Raw genomic sequence first — 14,032 nt, 5'->3', positions numbered from 1 at the left:
CACAGCAGGCGGGCGATCGGACGCCGACCGCTGGTCGAGCCCCGCGCCCGCTCCCGACCACCCAGGTGGCTTTCTCTCCAGCCCAAAACTGCGCGCTTTCGCAATCCGGAGTCGAGTGGTCGCCGGGCACCGGCCCGGTGCCCGGGTGTCCCGTGGACGACGATCCGCCGCAGGCCGCCAACGCGGAACGCTGCCCGAGTGCTGGGACGCGCCAGCAAGTCCCGGCCGCTGGGCAGGCGTGACGGCCGTCATTTCTTGCGCAAGGAATGCTTGACTCTTGCAGCGCCGGGGCGGCATTCTGCTCAGACGCCCACGCCGGTCACCCACGCCCGCGCGGGTGCCACCGTCCCTTGCCAGAGAACGGGGATCGTCACCGATGACCGCCGCCACCGACCCGACGCCGCCGACCTCCGACCAGGACTGGTGGCGATCCGCGGTCGTCTACCAGGTGTACGTCCGCAGCTTCGCCGACGCGAACGGCGATGGCGTCGGTGACCTCGAGGGCATCCGGCAGCGCCTGCCGTACCTGCGCGAGCTGGGCGTGGACGCGCTCTGGCTGACCCCCTTCTACACCTCCCCGCAGATCGACGCCGGCTACGACGTTTCCGACTACCGGGACGTCGACCCGCTCTTCGGCAAGCTCGCCGACTTCGACGCGATGATCAGCGACGCGCACGCGCTGGGCCTGCGGATCATCGTCGACCTGGTCCCCAACCACACCTCCAGCGCGCACCCGTGGTTCCGGGCGGCGCTGGCCGCCGGCCCGGGCTCCCCCGAGCGTGAGCGCTACCTGTTCGCCGAGGGCAAGGGCGAGCAGGGCGAGCTGCCACCGAACGACTGGGAGAGCATCTTCGGCGGCCCCGCCTGGACCCGGGTCGCCGACGGCCAGTGGTACCTGCACCTGTTCGACCCGGCCCAGCCCGACCTCAACTGGCGCCACCCCGAGGTACGCGCCGAGTTCCACGACATCCTGCGCTTCTGGCTCGACCGGGGCGTCGACGGATTCCGGATCGACGTGGCGCACGGGATGATCAAGGCCGAGGGCCTGCCGGACGTCGGCTTCAACTCGATGACCACCGGCCAGCGACAGTCCGAACTCCTGGGCAAGGGCAAACTGCCCTACTTCGACCAGGACGAGGTGCACGACATCTACCGCACCTGGCGGCCGATCCTGGACAGCTACCCGGGCGGCCGGATGGCGGTGGCCGAGGCCTGGGCGGAAACCCCGCAGCGGCTGGCCCGCTACATCGGCCCGGACGAGCTGCACCAGGCCTTCAGCTTCGACTTCCTGGACGCCACCTGGTCGGCCGACTCGTTCCGCAAGGTGATCGACACCGCGCTCGCCGAGTCGACCATCGTCGGCGCCCCGACCACCTGGGTGCTCTCCAACCACGACCGGCAGCGGCACGTCACCCGGTACGGCGACGGCGAGGTCGGGCTGCGCCGGGCCCGGGCCGCTGCCCTGCTGATGCTCTCCCTGCCCGGCTGCGCGTACGTCTACCAGGGCGAGGAGCTGGGCCTGCCGGAGGTGCTGGACCTCCCCGACGAGCTGCGCCAGGATCCGGCGTTCCTGCGTACCGGGGAGAGCCGGGACGGCTGCCGGGTGCCGATCCCGTGGAGCGGCGAGCTGGCCCCGTACGGCTTCGGTCCGGACGGCAGCGAGCTGAGCTGGCTGCCGACCCCGGCGACCTGGCGGGCCCTCTCGGTGGCCGCCCAGACCGGCCGGCCCGGCTCGACGCTGGAGCTCTACCGGACCGCGCTGCGGATCCGCCACGAGCACCCGGCGCTGGCCGGCACCGGCGACATCAGCTGGCTGGAGACCGAGCCGGGGGTGCTGGCGTTCCGCCGCACCGCCGGGGACGTCGAGCTGACCTGTGTGGTCAACCTCAGCGGCGCGGCCACGACGGTCACCGGCTACGGCCGGCCGGTCGTCGCCAGCGCCGACCTCGCCGAGCAGAGCGACGGGCACGTCCTGCCGGTGGACGCGGCTGCGTGGTTCGAACGGCGTTCCGCCGGGTAACCCGCCATTGACCTGGTCGTCCGTTGTGCTCCGCGCCGACGGGCGGCTGGGCAACCGACCCCTTGTGGTGGGGGGTGAGGTGGCCCCGGCCCCTCGGGAAGCCGACTTCCCGAGGGGCCGGTGTCCAGCTGGGACGATCCGTCAGGCGCCCCTGCCGGTGAGCAGCTCGGCGATCCGGGCGAAGCCGGCGCGCACCTCGTCCCGGCTCGGCGCGGGCCGCGGCTCGGGCACCGGCTCCTGCTCGGCGGCCAACTCCAGTTCCTCGTCGATGACGTCCTCGAAGTCGCCGTAGAGGTCCGCCTGGTCGGTCCGGGCCGCCTCGTCCTCGGCGGCGATCTGCGCGGCGGCGATCTCGCCGCGGATCTCGTCGGGCGTCAGCGCCGGCAGCAGCGGCTCGACCACCGCCATCAGCTGTTCCTCGGCGACCACCGCCTCGGCCAGGGCCAGCGCGTGAGGTCGCTCGTACGGGCCGCAGACCACCGGCTCCCACTCGTCGGTGTCGCCGAGCGGGCCGAAGGTGATGATCCACGGCAGGCCGAGCATCGGCGAGTCGTCCGGCAGGTCCAGTGTCACGAGTGCGCCCACCGGCTCATCATGGCCGTTACCAGGAGACCGCAGCCCGTATTCCCCCAACTGCCGCCCCGCCGAGGCCCGCCCTGACTCACGGAACGAGTGGCCCCGCGTCGAGGAATGGCCACTGTTTCCGTGAAAGAGGCGGACGGAGCGGAAGCGACGTGAGGCGGCGCGGTGACGAGCGGGTCAGCGGGCGGCGTCGAGGGCGGCGCGGACGAGGGCCAGGGCGCGGTCCGGGGGGACGCCCAGGCGGACGGCCTCGGCCGCGTACCCGGTCGCGGCGCGGTGCAGGCGGTCGGTGGCGTCGTCGCGCCCCGGGGCGACCACGGTCCCGTGCCGGCCCCGGGTCTCCACCAGCCCTGTCCCCTCCAGCTCCCGGTACGCCCGGGCCACCGTGTTCACCGCCAGCCCCAGCTCACCGGCGAGCTGCCGGACCGCGGGCAGCCGGGTGCCCACCGGCAGCCGGCCGTCGCCGATCATCCGGGCGAGCTGCCCGCGCACCTGCTCGTACGGGGGCACCGCCGAGGCCGGGTCGATCCGGATCCGGTTGGTCATCCCGCCCCTCCCGGCGTACCCGGTTCGGTCTCCTCGTCCACCTCGACGTCCACCTCCCGGGCCGCCCTGCCCTCGGCCAGGTCGACCACCCGGCCGTACCGGCTGGTCGCGGCCAGCGCCGCGCCGAAGAGCACCAACTGGTTGAGCAGGTAGAGGTAGAGCAGGAGCCCCACCGCGGTGGCCACCACCGTGTAGGCGGGGTTCCGCTCGGTGCGGACCACGTAGTAGCGGCCGACCGTGTTCAGCAGGGTGATGCCGACCGCCACCACCAGGACGACCGGGCGCAGCCGGCGCCGGCTCATCCGGAGCCGGGGCACCGCGACCAGCAGCGCCACCGCCAGCACCGCGTTGACCAGGATGCTGAGCACCGCGCTGACCGTGGTCAGCCCGACCGACCCGGTGCTGCGCAGCAGGAAGCGCAGCAGCGACCCCAGCGCGTCGACGGCGGCCACCGAGACGCCGAGCAGCACGAAGACCGCCACCAGCACCCCCAGGTCGACCAGCCGGCGGACCACCAGGTTGCCGGGCTGCTGGTTGAAGCCGTACATCAGCCGCTGCGAGGAGCGGATCGCCTCCACCCAGCCGATCCCGGTGAAGACCAGGATGATCAGACCGACCACCCCGACGGTGTTGCTGCTCTCGGCGATCTGCTGCGGGTCGAGGAACGGCAGGTTCTCCCGGAGGAAGTGCGACGCCGCAGCGCTGACCTCGTCGTTGTCCTGCAGGATCGCGCCGAAGACCCAGTACGCGACCAGGGCGAGCGCGAAGACCGCGAAGAAGCCGTAGTAGGCGATCGCGGCCGCGAGCCGGCCGGCGAGCATGTCGGCGTAGAGCGTCCCGGCCCGCCACAGATGGTCGAAGGCCGGCAACCGGTCCCGCGCGGCGTCGATCCGACGGTTCGCGGCGGTCTCGATCCGGCCGAGCACGTTCACCACGTCATCCTCGCCGATCCTCCGTCGCCCGGGAGGCAGGCCGGCCGGTACTCAGCTCAACCGCCGAGCCGGAAGTCCCGGCGGGGCTGCCACCGGGTCTGGCCGCTGTGCGAGAAGAGGGTGAACGTCTCCACCTCGAACAGGGCGGAGAAGTCGGCCAGGTCCTCGTACGCCTTGTCGAGCACCTCGGGCGGCACGTCCTGCGCCACCGTGACGTGCGGGTGGTACGGGAAGCGCGCTTCGCGGTGCAGCTCCGGTGCCGCGTTGATGGCGGCGGCGAGCAGCTCGCACTCACTGATCCCGGCCGCCACCGCCACGAAGACCACCTGGGTGACCGGCCGGAACGTGCCGGTGCCCCGCAGGTGCAGGGTGAACGGCAGGTGCGTGGCGGCCACCCGGGCCAGGTGCGCCTCGACGGCGGGCAGCGCGCTCACCGGGATCTCGGTGGGCCCGAGCAGGGTGACGTGCGCCGGGACGGCCTGCGGGTCGCCGGCCTCGATCCGGCGGCGGGTGAGCGTTCCGCCCCACGGCTCGGGGACGTCCACGGCGATCCCGATCTGGATGGTGTCGCCGGCGTCCGACGCCCCGTCCCTGCCGTCCACGCTCCGCGCCATCCCTCCGGCCACCGACTGTGTCCACCCGTCCCTTCGTGCCCGGGCCGCTACTCGGCCCGGACGGGCGGGAAGAAGCCGACCCGCTCGTACACGGTCGCCAGCGTGGGGGCGGCGACCGCGCGGGCCTTCTCCGCGCCGTGCGCGAGCAGCTTGTCAAGCTGCGCCGGGTCGTCCAGGTAGCCGCGGGTGCGCTCCTGGATCGGGGTGACGAACTCCCGGACCACCTCGCCGAGCTCCTTCTTCAGGTCGCCGTAGCCCTTGCCGTCGTACGCGGCGACCAGCTCGTCGATGCTCCGGCCGGAGAGCGCCGAGTAGATGGTGAGCAGGTTGGAGATGCCCGGCTTGCCCTCGGCGTCGAAGACGATCTCGCGGCCGGTGTCGGTGACCGCCGAGCGGATCTTCTTGGCCGAGCGGGCCGGGTCCTCCAGCAGGTCGATGATGCCGGCCGGGGAGGAGGACGACTTCGACATCTTGGCCGTCGGATCCTGCAGGTCGGTGATCTTCGCGGTGTCCTTGACGATGTGCGGCGCGGGCACGGTGAAGGTCGGCCCGAAGAGCGAGTTGAACCGCTGCGCCAGGTCCCGGGAGAGCTCCAGGTGCTGTCGCTGGTCCTCGCCGACCGGCACCGCGTGGGCCTGGTAGAGCAGGATGTCCGCGGCCTGCAGGATCGGGTACGTGAAGAGGCCGACGCTGGCCCGCTCGCTGCCCTGCTTCTGGGACTTGTCCTTGAACTGCGTCATCCGGCTGGCCTCGCCGAACCCGGTGATGCAGCCCAGCACCCAGGCCAGCTGCGGGTGCTCGGGCACCTGCGACTGGACGAAGAGGGTGCTGCGCTCCGGGTCGATGCCCAGCGCGAAGAGCTGCGCGGCGGCCACCCGGCTGCGCTGCTTGAGCACCTTCGGGTCGTGCCCGGCGGTGATCGCGTGCAGGTCGACCACGCAGTAGAACGCGTCGTGGCTGTCCTGGAGGGCCACCCAGTGCCGCAGCGCACCCAGGTAGTTGCCGAGGTGAAACGAGTCGGCCGTCGGCTGGATGCCGGAGAAGACGCGCGGGCGGGCGGGTACGTCGGACATGCCGGCAATTCTGTCAGCAAGGTCGGGCGTACGTCATGACGGGCCGGCGGGTCGGATCTCGGCGGACGCGACCGGGGCGCTGATCTCGCGTCGCTGCTCGGGCACGCGCACGGTGGAGACCGCCAGGCGGGACACCCGCCGTCCCTCCAGGGCGAGCACCCGCAGCAGCCAACCGCCCGGCGGGTCCTCCGGGTCGGGCCAGCCCACACCGTCCCGGGCCGGGGCCACCGGGATCTCGTCGCCGGCCACCGGGAGCCGGCCCAGGGCGGCCATCACGAACCCGCCGACCGTCTCGTACGGCCCGGCGGGCAGCGGTATCCCGGTGCGCTCGGCGAAGTCGGCCAGGTTGAGCCGGCCGTCGACGACGGCGGGCAGGCCGGCGTGGGCCGGGTCGGGCGGGGTGCCGGCGTACTCGTCGTGGATCTCCCCGACCAGCTCCTCGACCAGGTCCTCGCAGGTCACGATGCCGGCGGTCCCGCCGTACTCGTCGACCACCACGGCCAGGTGGTGGCCCTCCCGGCGCATCTCGGTGAGCGCGGCGAGGACCCGTTTGCTGCCGGGGAGCCGCTTCACCTCGCGGGTGAGCTCCCCGACCGTGGCGCGGCGGTCCCGTTCCGGGCGCAGCAGCACCTCCCGCAGGTGGACGAAGCCGACCACGTCGTCGTGGGTGCCGTCGACCACCGGGTACCGGGTGTGCGTCTCGGCCCGGACCAGCCGTTCCGCCTCGGCGAGGGTGCGCCCGGCGGAGAGGAACACCACCTCGGTGCGGGGCACCATCACCTCGCGTACCAGCCGCGCCCCGGCCACCAGCACCTCGTCGATGATCCGCCGTTCGTCGGGATCGAGCACCGTGTTGGCGGCGACCAGGTCCCGCAGCTCGGCCTCGCTGATCCGCTCGCGCCCGGCGGTCGGGCTGGCACCGAGCAGGTCGGTGACCAGGCGGATGGCACCGTCGGCGGCGCGGACCACGAGCCGGGCGACGGTCCGGGCGAACGGTCCCGGTTCGCGTCGCGGCCGCCCCGACGGTCTTCGCCGGAGCCCGGGACCACCTGGCTCCCGCATGACAAGGATGGTAGACAGCAGCCGCCGCGCGGCCGGGGCAATGTTCGTATCTGTTCAATCATGGCGGATCGTGGTGGAATAGTGGTGAGTCATCGGCAGCGAGGGCACAGCCGGCGGCCCTAGGGTGATCGACGGACGGCCGGCGCGGGGCCCGGCCAGGCAGGAGGATCCGACGTGAAACTGCTCGTCACCGGCGGTGCCGGGTACATCGGCAGTGTGGTGACCCGGATGCTGCTGGACAGCGGCCACGACGTGACCGTCCTGGACGACCTGCGCACCGGCCACCGGGAGGCCGTCGCCCCCGAGGCGACCCACGTCGACCTGCCGGTCCACGAGGCCGCCCGGGTGCTCACCCCGGACGCCGGCTTCGACGGCGTGCTGCACTTCGCCGCGCTGATCGCCGCCGGCGAGTCGATGCTCAAGCCGGAGCTCTACTGGCACACCAACACCGTCGGCTCGCTCGCCCTGCTCGACGCGGTACGCGCCGCCCGGGTGCCCCGGCTGGTCTTCTCCTCCACCGCCGCCGTCTACGGCAACCCCACCGAACTGCCCATCCCGGAGGCCGCGGTCAAGGCCCCCACCAACACCTACGGGGCCACCAAGCTGGCCGTCGACATGGCGCTCACCTCCGAGGCCGTCGCGCACGACCTGGCCGCCGTCTCGCTGCGCTACTTCAACGTCGCCGGGGCCTACCTGCACGACGGGCGGGCCATCGGGGAGCGGCACGACCCGGAGACCCACCTCATCCCGCTCGCCCTCGACGTGGCCGCCGGCCGGCGCGACAAGCTCCAGCTCTTCGGCGACGACTACCCCACCGCCGACGGCACCTGCGTGCGCGACTACATCCACGTCGAGGACCTGGCCCGGGCCCACCTGCTGGCGCTCGACGCCGCGACCGCGGGCCGGCACCGGATCTACAACCTGGGCAACGGCAACGGCTTCACCAACCGACAGGTGATCGAGGTGGTCCGCGAGGTCACCGGCCACCCGGTGCCGGTCGAGGTGGCGCCGCGCCGCGAGGGCGACCCGGCCGAACTGGTCGCCTCCTCCGCGCTGGCCCGCGCGGAGCTGGGTTGGGTGCCGGCCAAGCCGACCCTGCAGGACATGATCGGCGACGCCTGGACGTTCTACCGCGAGCACGTGCTGGGGCAGCGGTGACCGGCGCGGCCGCCGCGCCGCGTGACGTCGCGGCCCGCGCCACCGCCGGCTTCCGGCAGCGGTACGGCGCGGAGCCGGCGGGCCGCTGGGCGGCTCCCGGGCGGGTCAACCTGATCGGCGAGCACACCGACTACAACGACGGCTTCGTGCTCCCCTTCGCGCTGCCGCTGCGTACCGTGGTCGCCGCCGCGGTCCGACCCGACACGTGCTGGACGGTCTGGTCGGAGCTGGCCGACGACGTGGTCGAGTTCGGCCCGAAGGAGGCGGACGAGCCGGGCCGGGTCACCGGCTGGGCCGCGTACGTGGCCGGCGTCGTCTGGGCGCTGCGGGCCACCGGTCACGCCGTCCCCGGTGCCCGGTTCGCCATCGCCTCCGACGTGCCGGTCGGCTCCGGGCTCTCCTCGTCGGCGGCCATCGAGTCCGCGGTGCTGGCCGCCCTGGTCGAGCTGGGCGGGCTGGACCTGCCCGCCGCCCGCTGGCCCCGGCTGGCCCAGCGGGCCGAGAACGAGTACGTGGGCGCGCCCACCGGAATCATGGACCAGTCCGCGGTGATCCGGGGCCGGGCCGGGCACGCGCTCTTCCTGGACTGCCGCACCGAGGAGGTCGAGCAGATCCCCTTCGACCTGGACTCCGCCGGGCTGGCCATGCTGGTGATCGACAGCCGCGCCCCACACCGGCACGCCGACGGCGAGTACGCCTCCCGCCGGAAGTCGTGCGAGGAGGCGGCGCGGAGCCTCGGGGTGCCCGCCCTGCGGGACGTGCGCGTCACCGGCCTCGACGCGGCGCTGGGCAGGCTGTCCAACGACGAGACGCGCCGCCGGGTCCGGCACGTGGTCACCGAGGACCAGCGGGTGCTCGACACGGTCGCGCTGCTGCGCGCCGGCCGGGTACGCGACATCGGCCCGCTGCTGACCGGCTCGCACGCCTCGATGCGCGACGACTTCGAGATCACCGTGCCGGAGGTCGACACCGCGGTCGAGGCGGCCCTGGCCGCCGGGGCGTACGGAGCCCGGATGACCGGGGGCGGCTTCGGCGGCTGCGTCCTCGCCCTGGTCGACGCGAGTTCCGCCGACGCGGTGGCGGCCGCCGTCACCGCCGCGTACGCCGACCGCGGTTTCGCCGCGCCGGGCACGCTGACCGTCCTCCCCGCCACCGGCGCCACCCGCCTCGACTGACCCGCCCCACACACGGCCTGACTCACGGAAAGAGTGGCCATCCAAACCCGGATGGCCACTCTTTCCGTGAATCTGCGCCCTGCCGGGCGGGGCGGCTCGCGGTCAGCCCGCCTCGACGATCATGCCGGCGCCGACCGTACGGTTGGTGGTCTCGTCGATGATCACGAAGCCGCCGGTGGTGCGGTTGCGCCGGTACTCGTCGGCGAGCAGCGGCACGGTGGTCCGCAGCCGGATCCGGCCGATCTCGTTGAGCTTCAGCTCGCCGGCCGCCTCGTCCCGGTGCAGCGAGTTGATGTCCAGGCGGTAGTGCAGGCCGCGGACGATCGCCCGCGCCGCACGGGTGGTGTGCTTGATGGCGTACCTGCCGCCGACCTGCAACGGGCGCGTCTCGTCCATCCAGCAGACCATCGCCTCGATGTCCTGGGCCACCGCCGGAGCGTTGTTCGGCCGGCAGATCATGTCGCCGCGCGAGATGTCGATCTCGTCGGTCAGCCGGACCGTCACCGACATCGGCGGGAACGCCTCGGCCACCGGGCCGTCGGCCGTCTCCACCGAGGCGATCCGGCTGGTGAAGCCCGACGGCAGCACCATCACCTCGTCGCCGGGCTTGAGCACACCCGAGGCCACCTGGCCCGCGTAACCCCGGTAGTCGGTGACGGTGGTGGACTGCGGGCGGATCACGTACTGCACCGGGAAGCGCACGTCGACCAGGTTGCGGTCGGAGGCGATGTGCACCCGCTCCATGTGGTGCAGCAGCGACGGGCCCTCGTACCAGGGCATGTTCTCCGAGCGGGAGACGATGTTGTCGCCCTTCAGCGCGGAGATCGGCACCACGGTCAGGTCCGGCACGTCGAGCTTCGCGGCGAAGGCGGTGAACTCGTCGGCGATCCGCTCGAACACCTCCTCCGACCAGTCGACCAGGTCCATCTTGTTGACGCAGAGGACCAGGTGCGGCACCCGCAGCAGCGAGCAGAGGAAGGCGTGCCGGCGGGACTGCTCGACCAGGCCCTTGCGGGCGTCCACCAGGATCAGCGCCAGGTCGGCGGTGGAGGCCCCGGTGACCATGTTCCGGGTGTACTGGATGTGCCCGGGGGTGTCGGCGATGATGAACTTCCGCCGCGGCGTGGCGAAGTAGCGGTACGCCACGTCGATGGTGATGCCCTGCTCCCGCTCCGCCCGCAGGCCGTCGGTGAGCAGCGCCAGGTTCGTGTACTCGTCACCCCGGGCCGCGCTGACCGCCTCGACCGCCGCGAGCTGGTCGGTGAAGAGCGACTTCGTGTCGTACAGCAGGCGGCCGATCAGGGTCGACTTGCCGTCGTCGACGCTGCCGGCGGTGGCGAACCGCAGCAGGTCCATCGGCCGCGCCTCGGCGCCCGAACCGGCCGGGGACAGGGTCTCGACGCTCATCAGAAGTAGCCCTCCCGCTTGCGGTCCTCCATGGCGGCCTCGCTGACCCGGTCGTCGCCCCGGGTCGCGCCGCGCTCGGTGATCCGGGTGGCGGCCACCTCCTCGATCACCTTCTCCACCGTGTCGGCGTCGGACCGGACGGCGGCGGTGCAGGAGGCGTCGCCCACGGTCCGGTAACGCACCTGCGCCTTGAATCGCTCCTCGCCGGCCTTGGGCCGGATGAACTCGTTGACCGCGTAGAGCATGCCGTCCCGCTCGATCACCTCGCGCTCGTGCGCGTAGTAGATCGACGGCAGCGGGATCCGCTCCCGGGCGATGTAGTGCCAGATGTCCAGCTCGGTCCAGTTGGACAGCGGGAAGACCCGGATCGACTCGCCCGGGTGGTGCCGGCCGTTGTAGAGCGACCACAGCTCCGGGCGCTGGTTCTTCGGATCCCACTGGCCGAACTCGTCGCGGAAGCTGAACACCCGCTCCTTGGCCCGGGCCTTCTCCTCGTCCCGGCGGGCGCCGCCGAACAGCGCGTCGAAGCGGTGCTTCTCCACCGCGTCGAGCAGCACCGGAGTCTGGATCCGGTTGCGCATGCCGTCCGCCGACTCGCGGACCAGGCCCGAGGCCAGGGCCTCCGGCACGCTGGCCACGATGAGGTGCAGGGCCAGTTCGGCGACCCGCTGGTCGCGGTACTCCAGGACCTCGGGGAAGTTGTGCCCGGTGTCGACGTGCATAACCGGGAAGGGGATGTTGGCCGGTGCGAACGCCTTCTGGGCCAACCGCAGCATCACGATCGAGTCCTTGCCGCCGGAGAACAGCAGCACCGGGCGCTCCATCTCGGCGACCACCTCGCGCATCACGAAGATGCTCTCCGCCTCCAGCGCGTCGAGGTGGGAGACCTGGTACGCGGCCGGGGACGTCATCGGCGGGACTCGATTCCCTCGGATCCGTTCATCGGAATTCCAGACCTTTCCGGTCGGACTCGTCAAGAAGAACGTTCAGGCTACCCGGAATGCCGCTGCAACGCTGCAAGCAACCGACTGGCGAGATCCTTGCGGCAGACCAGTAGGTCGGGCAGGCGCGGGTCGGCCTCGTTGTATTTCAGCGCAGAACCGTCGATCCGGGAAGCATGCAGTCCGGTGGCCGTCGCCACAGCGACCGGCGCCGCCGAGTCCCACTCGTACTGGCCACCGGCGTGGATGTACGCGTCCACCTCGCCGGTCACCACCGCGGCGATCTTCGCGCCCGCCGAACCCATTGGGACCAGATGCGCCCCGACCTCCTCGGCCAGGTCGGTCAGGAAGACCGGCGGGCGACTGCGGCTGGCCGCCAGCCGGATGGTCCGCCCACCACCCGCGGTCGCCGCCTCCAGCGTCATCGGCGGGTACGCCGGCGGGTAGTCCGTCGCCAGCACCCGGTGCTGCGCCGGCAGCCCCACCGCACCGGCGACCAGCCCGTGCGGCGTCAGCGCGTTCCGCGCCCAGAGCGCCACGTGCACCGCCCAGTCCGTACGGCCCTCCTCGGCGAACTCCCGGGTGCCGTCCAACGGGTCGATGATCCACACCCGGTCGGTGGTCAGCCGGGACACCACCTCCGGGTTCACCTCCGCCGTCCAGGCCAGCCGCGAGCCCTCGTCCTCCTCCGACAGCACCGCGTCCGCCGGCCGCCACCTCGCCAGCTCGGTCCGGATCAGGTCGTGCGAGACCTTGTCCCCGGCCGACTTCAACGCCCCCGGATCGGCGAAGCCCATCTCCGCACGGAGGTTCATCAGCGCCTGCCCGGCCCGCCCCGCCAGCCACCGGGCGAACGCACCGTCGATCATCGGAGGACTGCCCATCTTTCCGCTCCCGTCGCTCGCCGTCACCGGCATTCGCCACGTCAGAAAGGCGCAGACTACCGGCCGGAACCCCGCACGCCCCGGAACGCCCCGCCCGGGGTCAGGCCCCGTGGTAGAGGTTCTGCGTCGGCTCCACGCCCTTGATGACCACCGACTCCACCACATCCGCCGCCCGGTCGACCAGGAACTCCAACTCCTTGCGCTCGGAAGAGGAGAAGTCCGACAGCACGTAGTCGGCCGGGTCCTGCCGCCCCGGCGGCCGGCCGATGCCGAACCGCACCCGGACGTAGTCCTTCGTGCCGAGCGACTTCGACATCGAACGCAGGCCGTTGTGCCCGCCCTCGCCGCCGCCGCACTTGACCCGCAACTGCCCGTACGGGATGTCCAGCTCGTCGTGCACCGCGATCACCCGGGCGGGCGGAATTTTGTGGAACTGCGCCAGCGCGACGACCGGCCCACCGGACAGGTTCATGTACGTCAGCGGTTTCATCAGCACCAGCTTCGGACCGCCGAACCCCAGCCGCCCCTCGGCGACCTCCGCCACCGCCCGCTTGTGCCGCCCGAACTTGCCGCCCAGCCGGCCGGCCAGCAGCTCCGCCACCATGAAGCCGACGTTGTGCCGGTTGCCCGCGTACTCCCGACCGGGGTTGCCCAGGCCGACCACCAGCCACGGCCCCGACTCGTCCGTCACGCCCACGTCCCTTTCCTCATCACCGACGACTTCAGTTCGGCGCGCCTGCCACCGCACCGCGACCCGGAGCCCGTCACGCACGTGGGCCGCCCTCCCCGATACGCCGACAGGCGCCCCCGGGAACCGGGGGCGCCTGTCGCACAGCCTGCGGACCGATCAGGCCTCGGCGCTCTCCTCGCCACCGGCGGCTGCGGGCTCGCCGGACTCGGCGCCCTCGGAGGACTCGGCGGTCTCCTCGCCGACCCCGGCCTCGATCTCCTCCTCGGCCTCCTCGACCTCGGGGAGGGTGGCCTCGAGCTGCTCGGCGGTCGGGGCGGCGGTCACCGTGGCGACCGGCATCTCCGGGTCGGTGGCCAGCTCGACACCGGCCGGCAGCTCGACGTCGCCGGCGGTGACCTGGGCACCCGCCTCGGCGCCGTCGATCGACGCCTCCAGGTGGTCCGGCACCTTGGTCGCGTCGGCGGTCACCGACAGGGTGTCGTGGTCGTGCACGATCAGGGTGTCCTTCGCGGCCTCACCGGTCAGCTGGACCGGGACCTCGACGGTGACCTTCTCGCCCCGGCGGACCAGGAGCAGGTCCACGTGCTCGAAGGTGTCCTTGATCGGGTCACGCTGGATCGCCTTCGGCAGCGCCAGCACCTGGGTGCCGTCGCTGACCTCGATCGCGAGAAGCTGGTTCGCACCGCCGTTGCGGATCGCGGCGGCGAACTCACGCGCCGGCAGCGCGATGTGCTTCGGCTTCTCGCCGTGGCCGTACAGCACGGCAGGCACCTTGCCGGCCCGGCGGGTACGACGGGCACCACCCTTGCCGAACTCGGTACGGGGCTCGGCGCTGATCTTTACCTCGGACACGGGGAAACTCCTGATGCTTTCGCTGCGGCGGCTTGTCGTCTGGCGGTGCTGGGGCGAGGGGCTCGCTGGGGCTCATGCGTCATGAACGACTGCCC

At 72.4% G+C, this 14,032-nt stretch carries 14 protein-coding genes; 3 read left to right on the top strand and 11 right to left on the bottom strand.

What is annotated here, in order from left to right; all coding sequences use genetic code 11:
• Positions 1-376 precede the first annotated feature (376 nt).
• On the top strand, positions 377-2,020 hold the full coding sequence (locus ACL02O_RS19295; protein WP_412819488.1) for a glycoside hydrolase family 13 protein: 1,644 nt from the start codon (positions 377-379) through the stop codon (positions 2,018-2,020).
• A 141-nt stretch (positions 2,021-2,161) separates the two neighbouring features.
• Here ACL02O_RS19295 and ACL02O_RS19290 read toward each other — a convergent pair whose 3' ends face one another.
• From ACL02O_RS19290 to ACL02O_RS19265, 6 genes are all read right to left on the bottom strand, one after another.
• On the bottom strand, positions 2,162-2,605 hold the full coding sequence (locus ACL02O_RS19290; protein WP_412819487.1) for a hypothetical protein: 444 nt from the start codon (positions 2,603-2,605) through the stop codon (positions 2,162-2,164).
• A 174-nt stretch (positions 2,606-2,779) separates the two neighbouring features.
• A complete protein-coding gene (locus tag ACL02O_RS19285; RefSeq protein ID WP_412819486.1) occupies positions 2,780-3,148 on the bottom strand; it encodes a GntR family transcriptional regulator in 369 nt (122 codons plus the stop codon).
• Positions 3,145-4,080: a YihY/virulence factor BrkB family protein gene (locus ACL02O_RS19280; RefSeq protein ID WP_412819485.1), complete on the bottom strand. Its 936-nt coding sequence runs from the start codon at positions 4,078-4,080 to the stop codon at positions 3,145-3,147. Before ACL02O_RS19280 ends, ACL02O_RS19285 begins: the two co-directional genes overlap by 4 nt.
• A gap of 56 nt (positions 4,081-4,136) precedes the next feature.
• A complete protein-coding gene (locus tag ACL02O_RS19275; RefSeq protein WP_412819484.1) occupies positions 4,137-4,694 on the bottom strand; it encodes a 2'-5' RNA ligase family protein in 558 nt (185 codons plus the stop codon).
• Positions 4,695-4,741: 47 nt separating this feature from the next.
• Entirely contained in the window at positions 4,742-5,767 is a 1,026-nt protein-coding gene (gene trpS / locus ACL02O_RS19270) for a tryptophan--tRNA ligase (protein WP_412819483.1), read from the bottom strand.
• 33 nt (positions 5,768-5,800) lie between these two features.
• Complete coding sequence (locus tag ACL02O_RS19265; RefSeq protein ID WP_412819482.1) at positions 5,801-6,829, bottom strand: hemolysin family protein; 1,029 nt, start codon at positions 6,827-6,829, stop codon at positions 5,801-5,803.
• Positions 6,830-7,057: 228 nt separating this feature from the next.
• Here ACL02O_RS19265 and galE point away from each other — a divergent pair, with 228 nt between their 5' ends.
• Both galE and galK read left to right on the top strand, forming a co-directional pair.
• Positions 7,058-7,987: a UDP-glucose 4-epimerase GalE gene (gene galE, locus ACL02O_RS19260; RefSeq protein WP_412819509.1), complete on the top strand. Its 930-nt coding sequence runs from the start codon at positions 7,058-7,060 to the stop codon at positions 7,985-7,987.
• A complete protein-coding gene (gene galK / locus ACL02O_RS19255) occupies positions 7,984-9,162 on the top strand; it encodes a galactokinase (protein ID WP_412819481.1) in 1,179 nt (392 codons plus the stop codon). The genes galE and galK overlap by 4 nt, the downstream gene beginning before the upstream one ends.
• A 102-nt stretch (positions 9,163-9,264) precedes the next feature.
• Here the strand turns inward: galK and ACL02O_RS19250 are convergent, their stop codons facing one another.
• The 5 genes from ACL02O_RS19250 to ACL02O_RS19230 form a co-directional block, all read right to left on the bottom strand.
• On the bottom strand, positions 9,265-10,569 hold the full coding sequence (locus tag ACL02O_RS19250; RefSeq protein WP_412819480.1) for a sulfate adenylyltransferase subunit 1: 1,305 nt from the start codon (positions 10,567-10,569) through the stop codon (positions 9,265-9,267).
• Complete coding sequence (gene cysD, locus ACL02O_RS19245; protein ID WP_412819479.1) at positions 10,569-11,480, bottom strand: sulfate adenylyltransferase subunit CysD; 912 nt, start codon at positions 11,478-11,480, stop codon at positions 10,569-10,571. The genes ACL02O_RS19250 and cysD overlap by 1 nt, the downstream gene beginning before the upstream one ends.
• An 80-nt stretch (positions 11,481-11,560) precedes the next feature.
• The gene (locus ACL02O_RS19240) at positions 11,561-12,394 is read right to left on the bottom strand and encodes an inositol monophosphatase family protein (RefSeq protein WP_412819478.1); all 834 of its coding nucleotides are present in this window, start codon (positions 12,392-12,394) and stop codon (positions 11,561-11,563) included.
• A 100-nt stretch (positions 12,395-12,494) separates the two neighbouring features.
• Entirely contained in the window at positions 12,495-13,085 is a 591-nt protein-coding gene (gene pth / locus ACL02O_RS19235) for an aminoacyl-tRNA hydrolase (protein ID WP_412819477.1), read from the bottom strand.
• Between the two features lie 156 nt (positions 13,086-13,241).
• Positions 13,242-13,937: a 50S ribosomal protein L25/general stress protein Ctc gene (locus ACL02O_RS19230; RefSeq protein WP_412819476.1), complete on the bottom strand. Its 696-nt coding sequence runs from the start codon at positions 13,935-13,937 to the stop codon at positions 13,242-13,244.
• Positions 13,938-14,032 lie beyond the last annotated feature (95 nt).

Source organism: Micromonospora mangrovicola, assembly GCF_047200535.1.
Classification (GTDB): domain Bacteria; phylum Actinomycetota; class Actinomycetes; order Mycobacteriales; family Micromonosporaceae; genus Micromonospora.
Note: the sequence above shows the minus strand (reverse complement) of the source record. Positions and strands in the feature narration are given on the sequence as shown.

Excerpts from the sequence above, each read along its gene's own strand:
- trpS (WP_412819483.1), bottom strand. The coding sequence starts at position 5,767 with ATGTCCGACGTACCCGCCCGCCCGCGCGTCTTCTCCGGCATCCAGCCG.
- ACL02O_RS19240 (WP_412819478.1), bottom strand. The coding sequence starts at position 12,394 with ATGGGCAGTCCTCCGATGATCGACGGTGCGTTCGCCCGGTGGCTGGCG.
- ACL02O_RS19250 (WP_412819480.1), bottom strand. The coding sequence starts at position 10,569 with ATGAGCGTCGAGACCCTGTCCCCGGCCGGTTCGGGCGCCGAGGCGCGG.
- ACL02O_RS19265 (WP_412819482.1), bottom strand. The coding sequence starts at position 6,829 with ATGCGGGAGCCAGGTGGTCCCGGGCTCCGGCGAAGACCGTCGGGGCGG.
- galE (WP_412819509.1), top strand. The coding sequence starts at position 7,058 with ATGCTGCTGGACAGCGGCCACGACGTGACCGTCCTGGACGACCTGCGC.
- ACL02O_RS19285 (WP_412819486.1), bottom strand. The coding sequence starts at position 3,148 with ATGACCAACCGGATCCGGATCGACCCGGCCTCGGCGGTGCCCCCGTAC.
- cysD (WP_412819479.1), bottom strand. The coding sequence starts at position 11,480 with ATGACGTCCCCGGCCGCGTACCAGGTCTCCCACCTCGACGCGCTGGAG.
- ACL02O_RS19295 (WP_412819488.1), top strand. The coding sequence starts at position 377 with ATGACCGCCGCCACCGACCCGACGCCGCCGACCTCCGACCAGGACTGG.
- ACL02O_RS19275 (WP_412819484.1), bottom strand. The coding sequence starts at position 4,694 with ATGGCGCGGAGCGTGGACGGCAGGGACGGGGCGTCGGACGCCGGCGAC.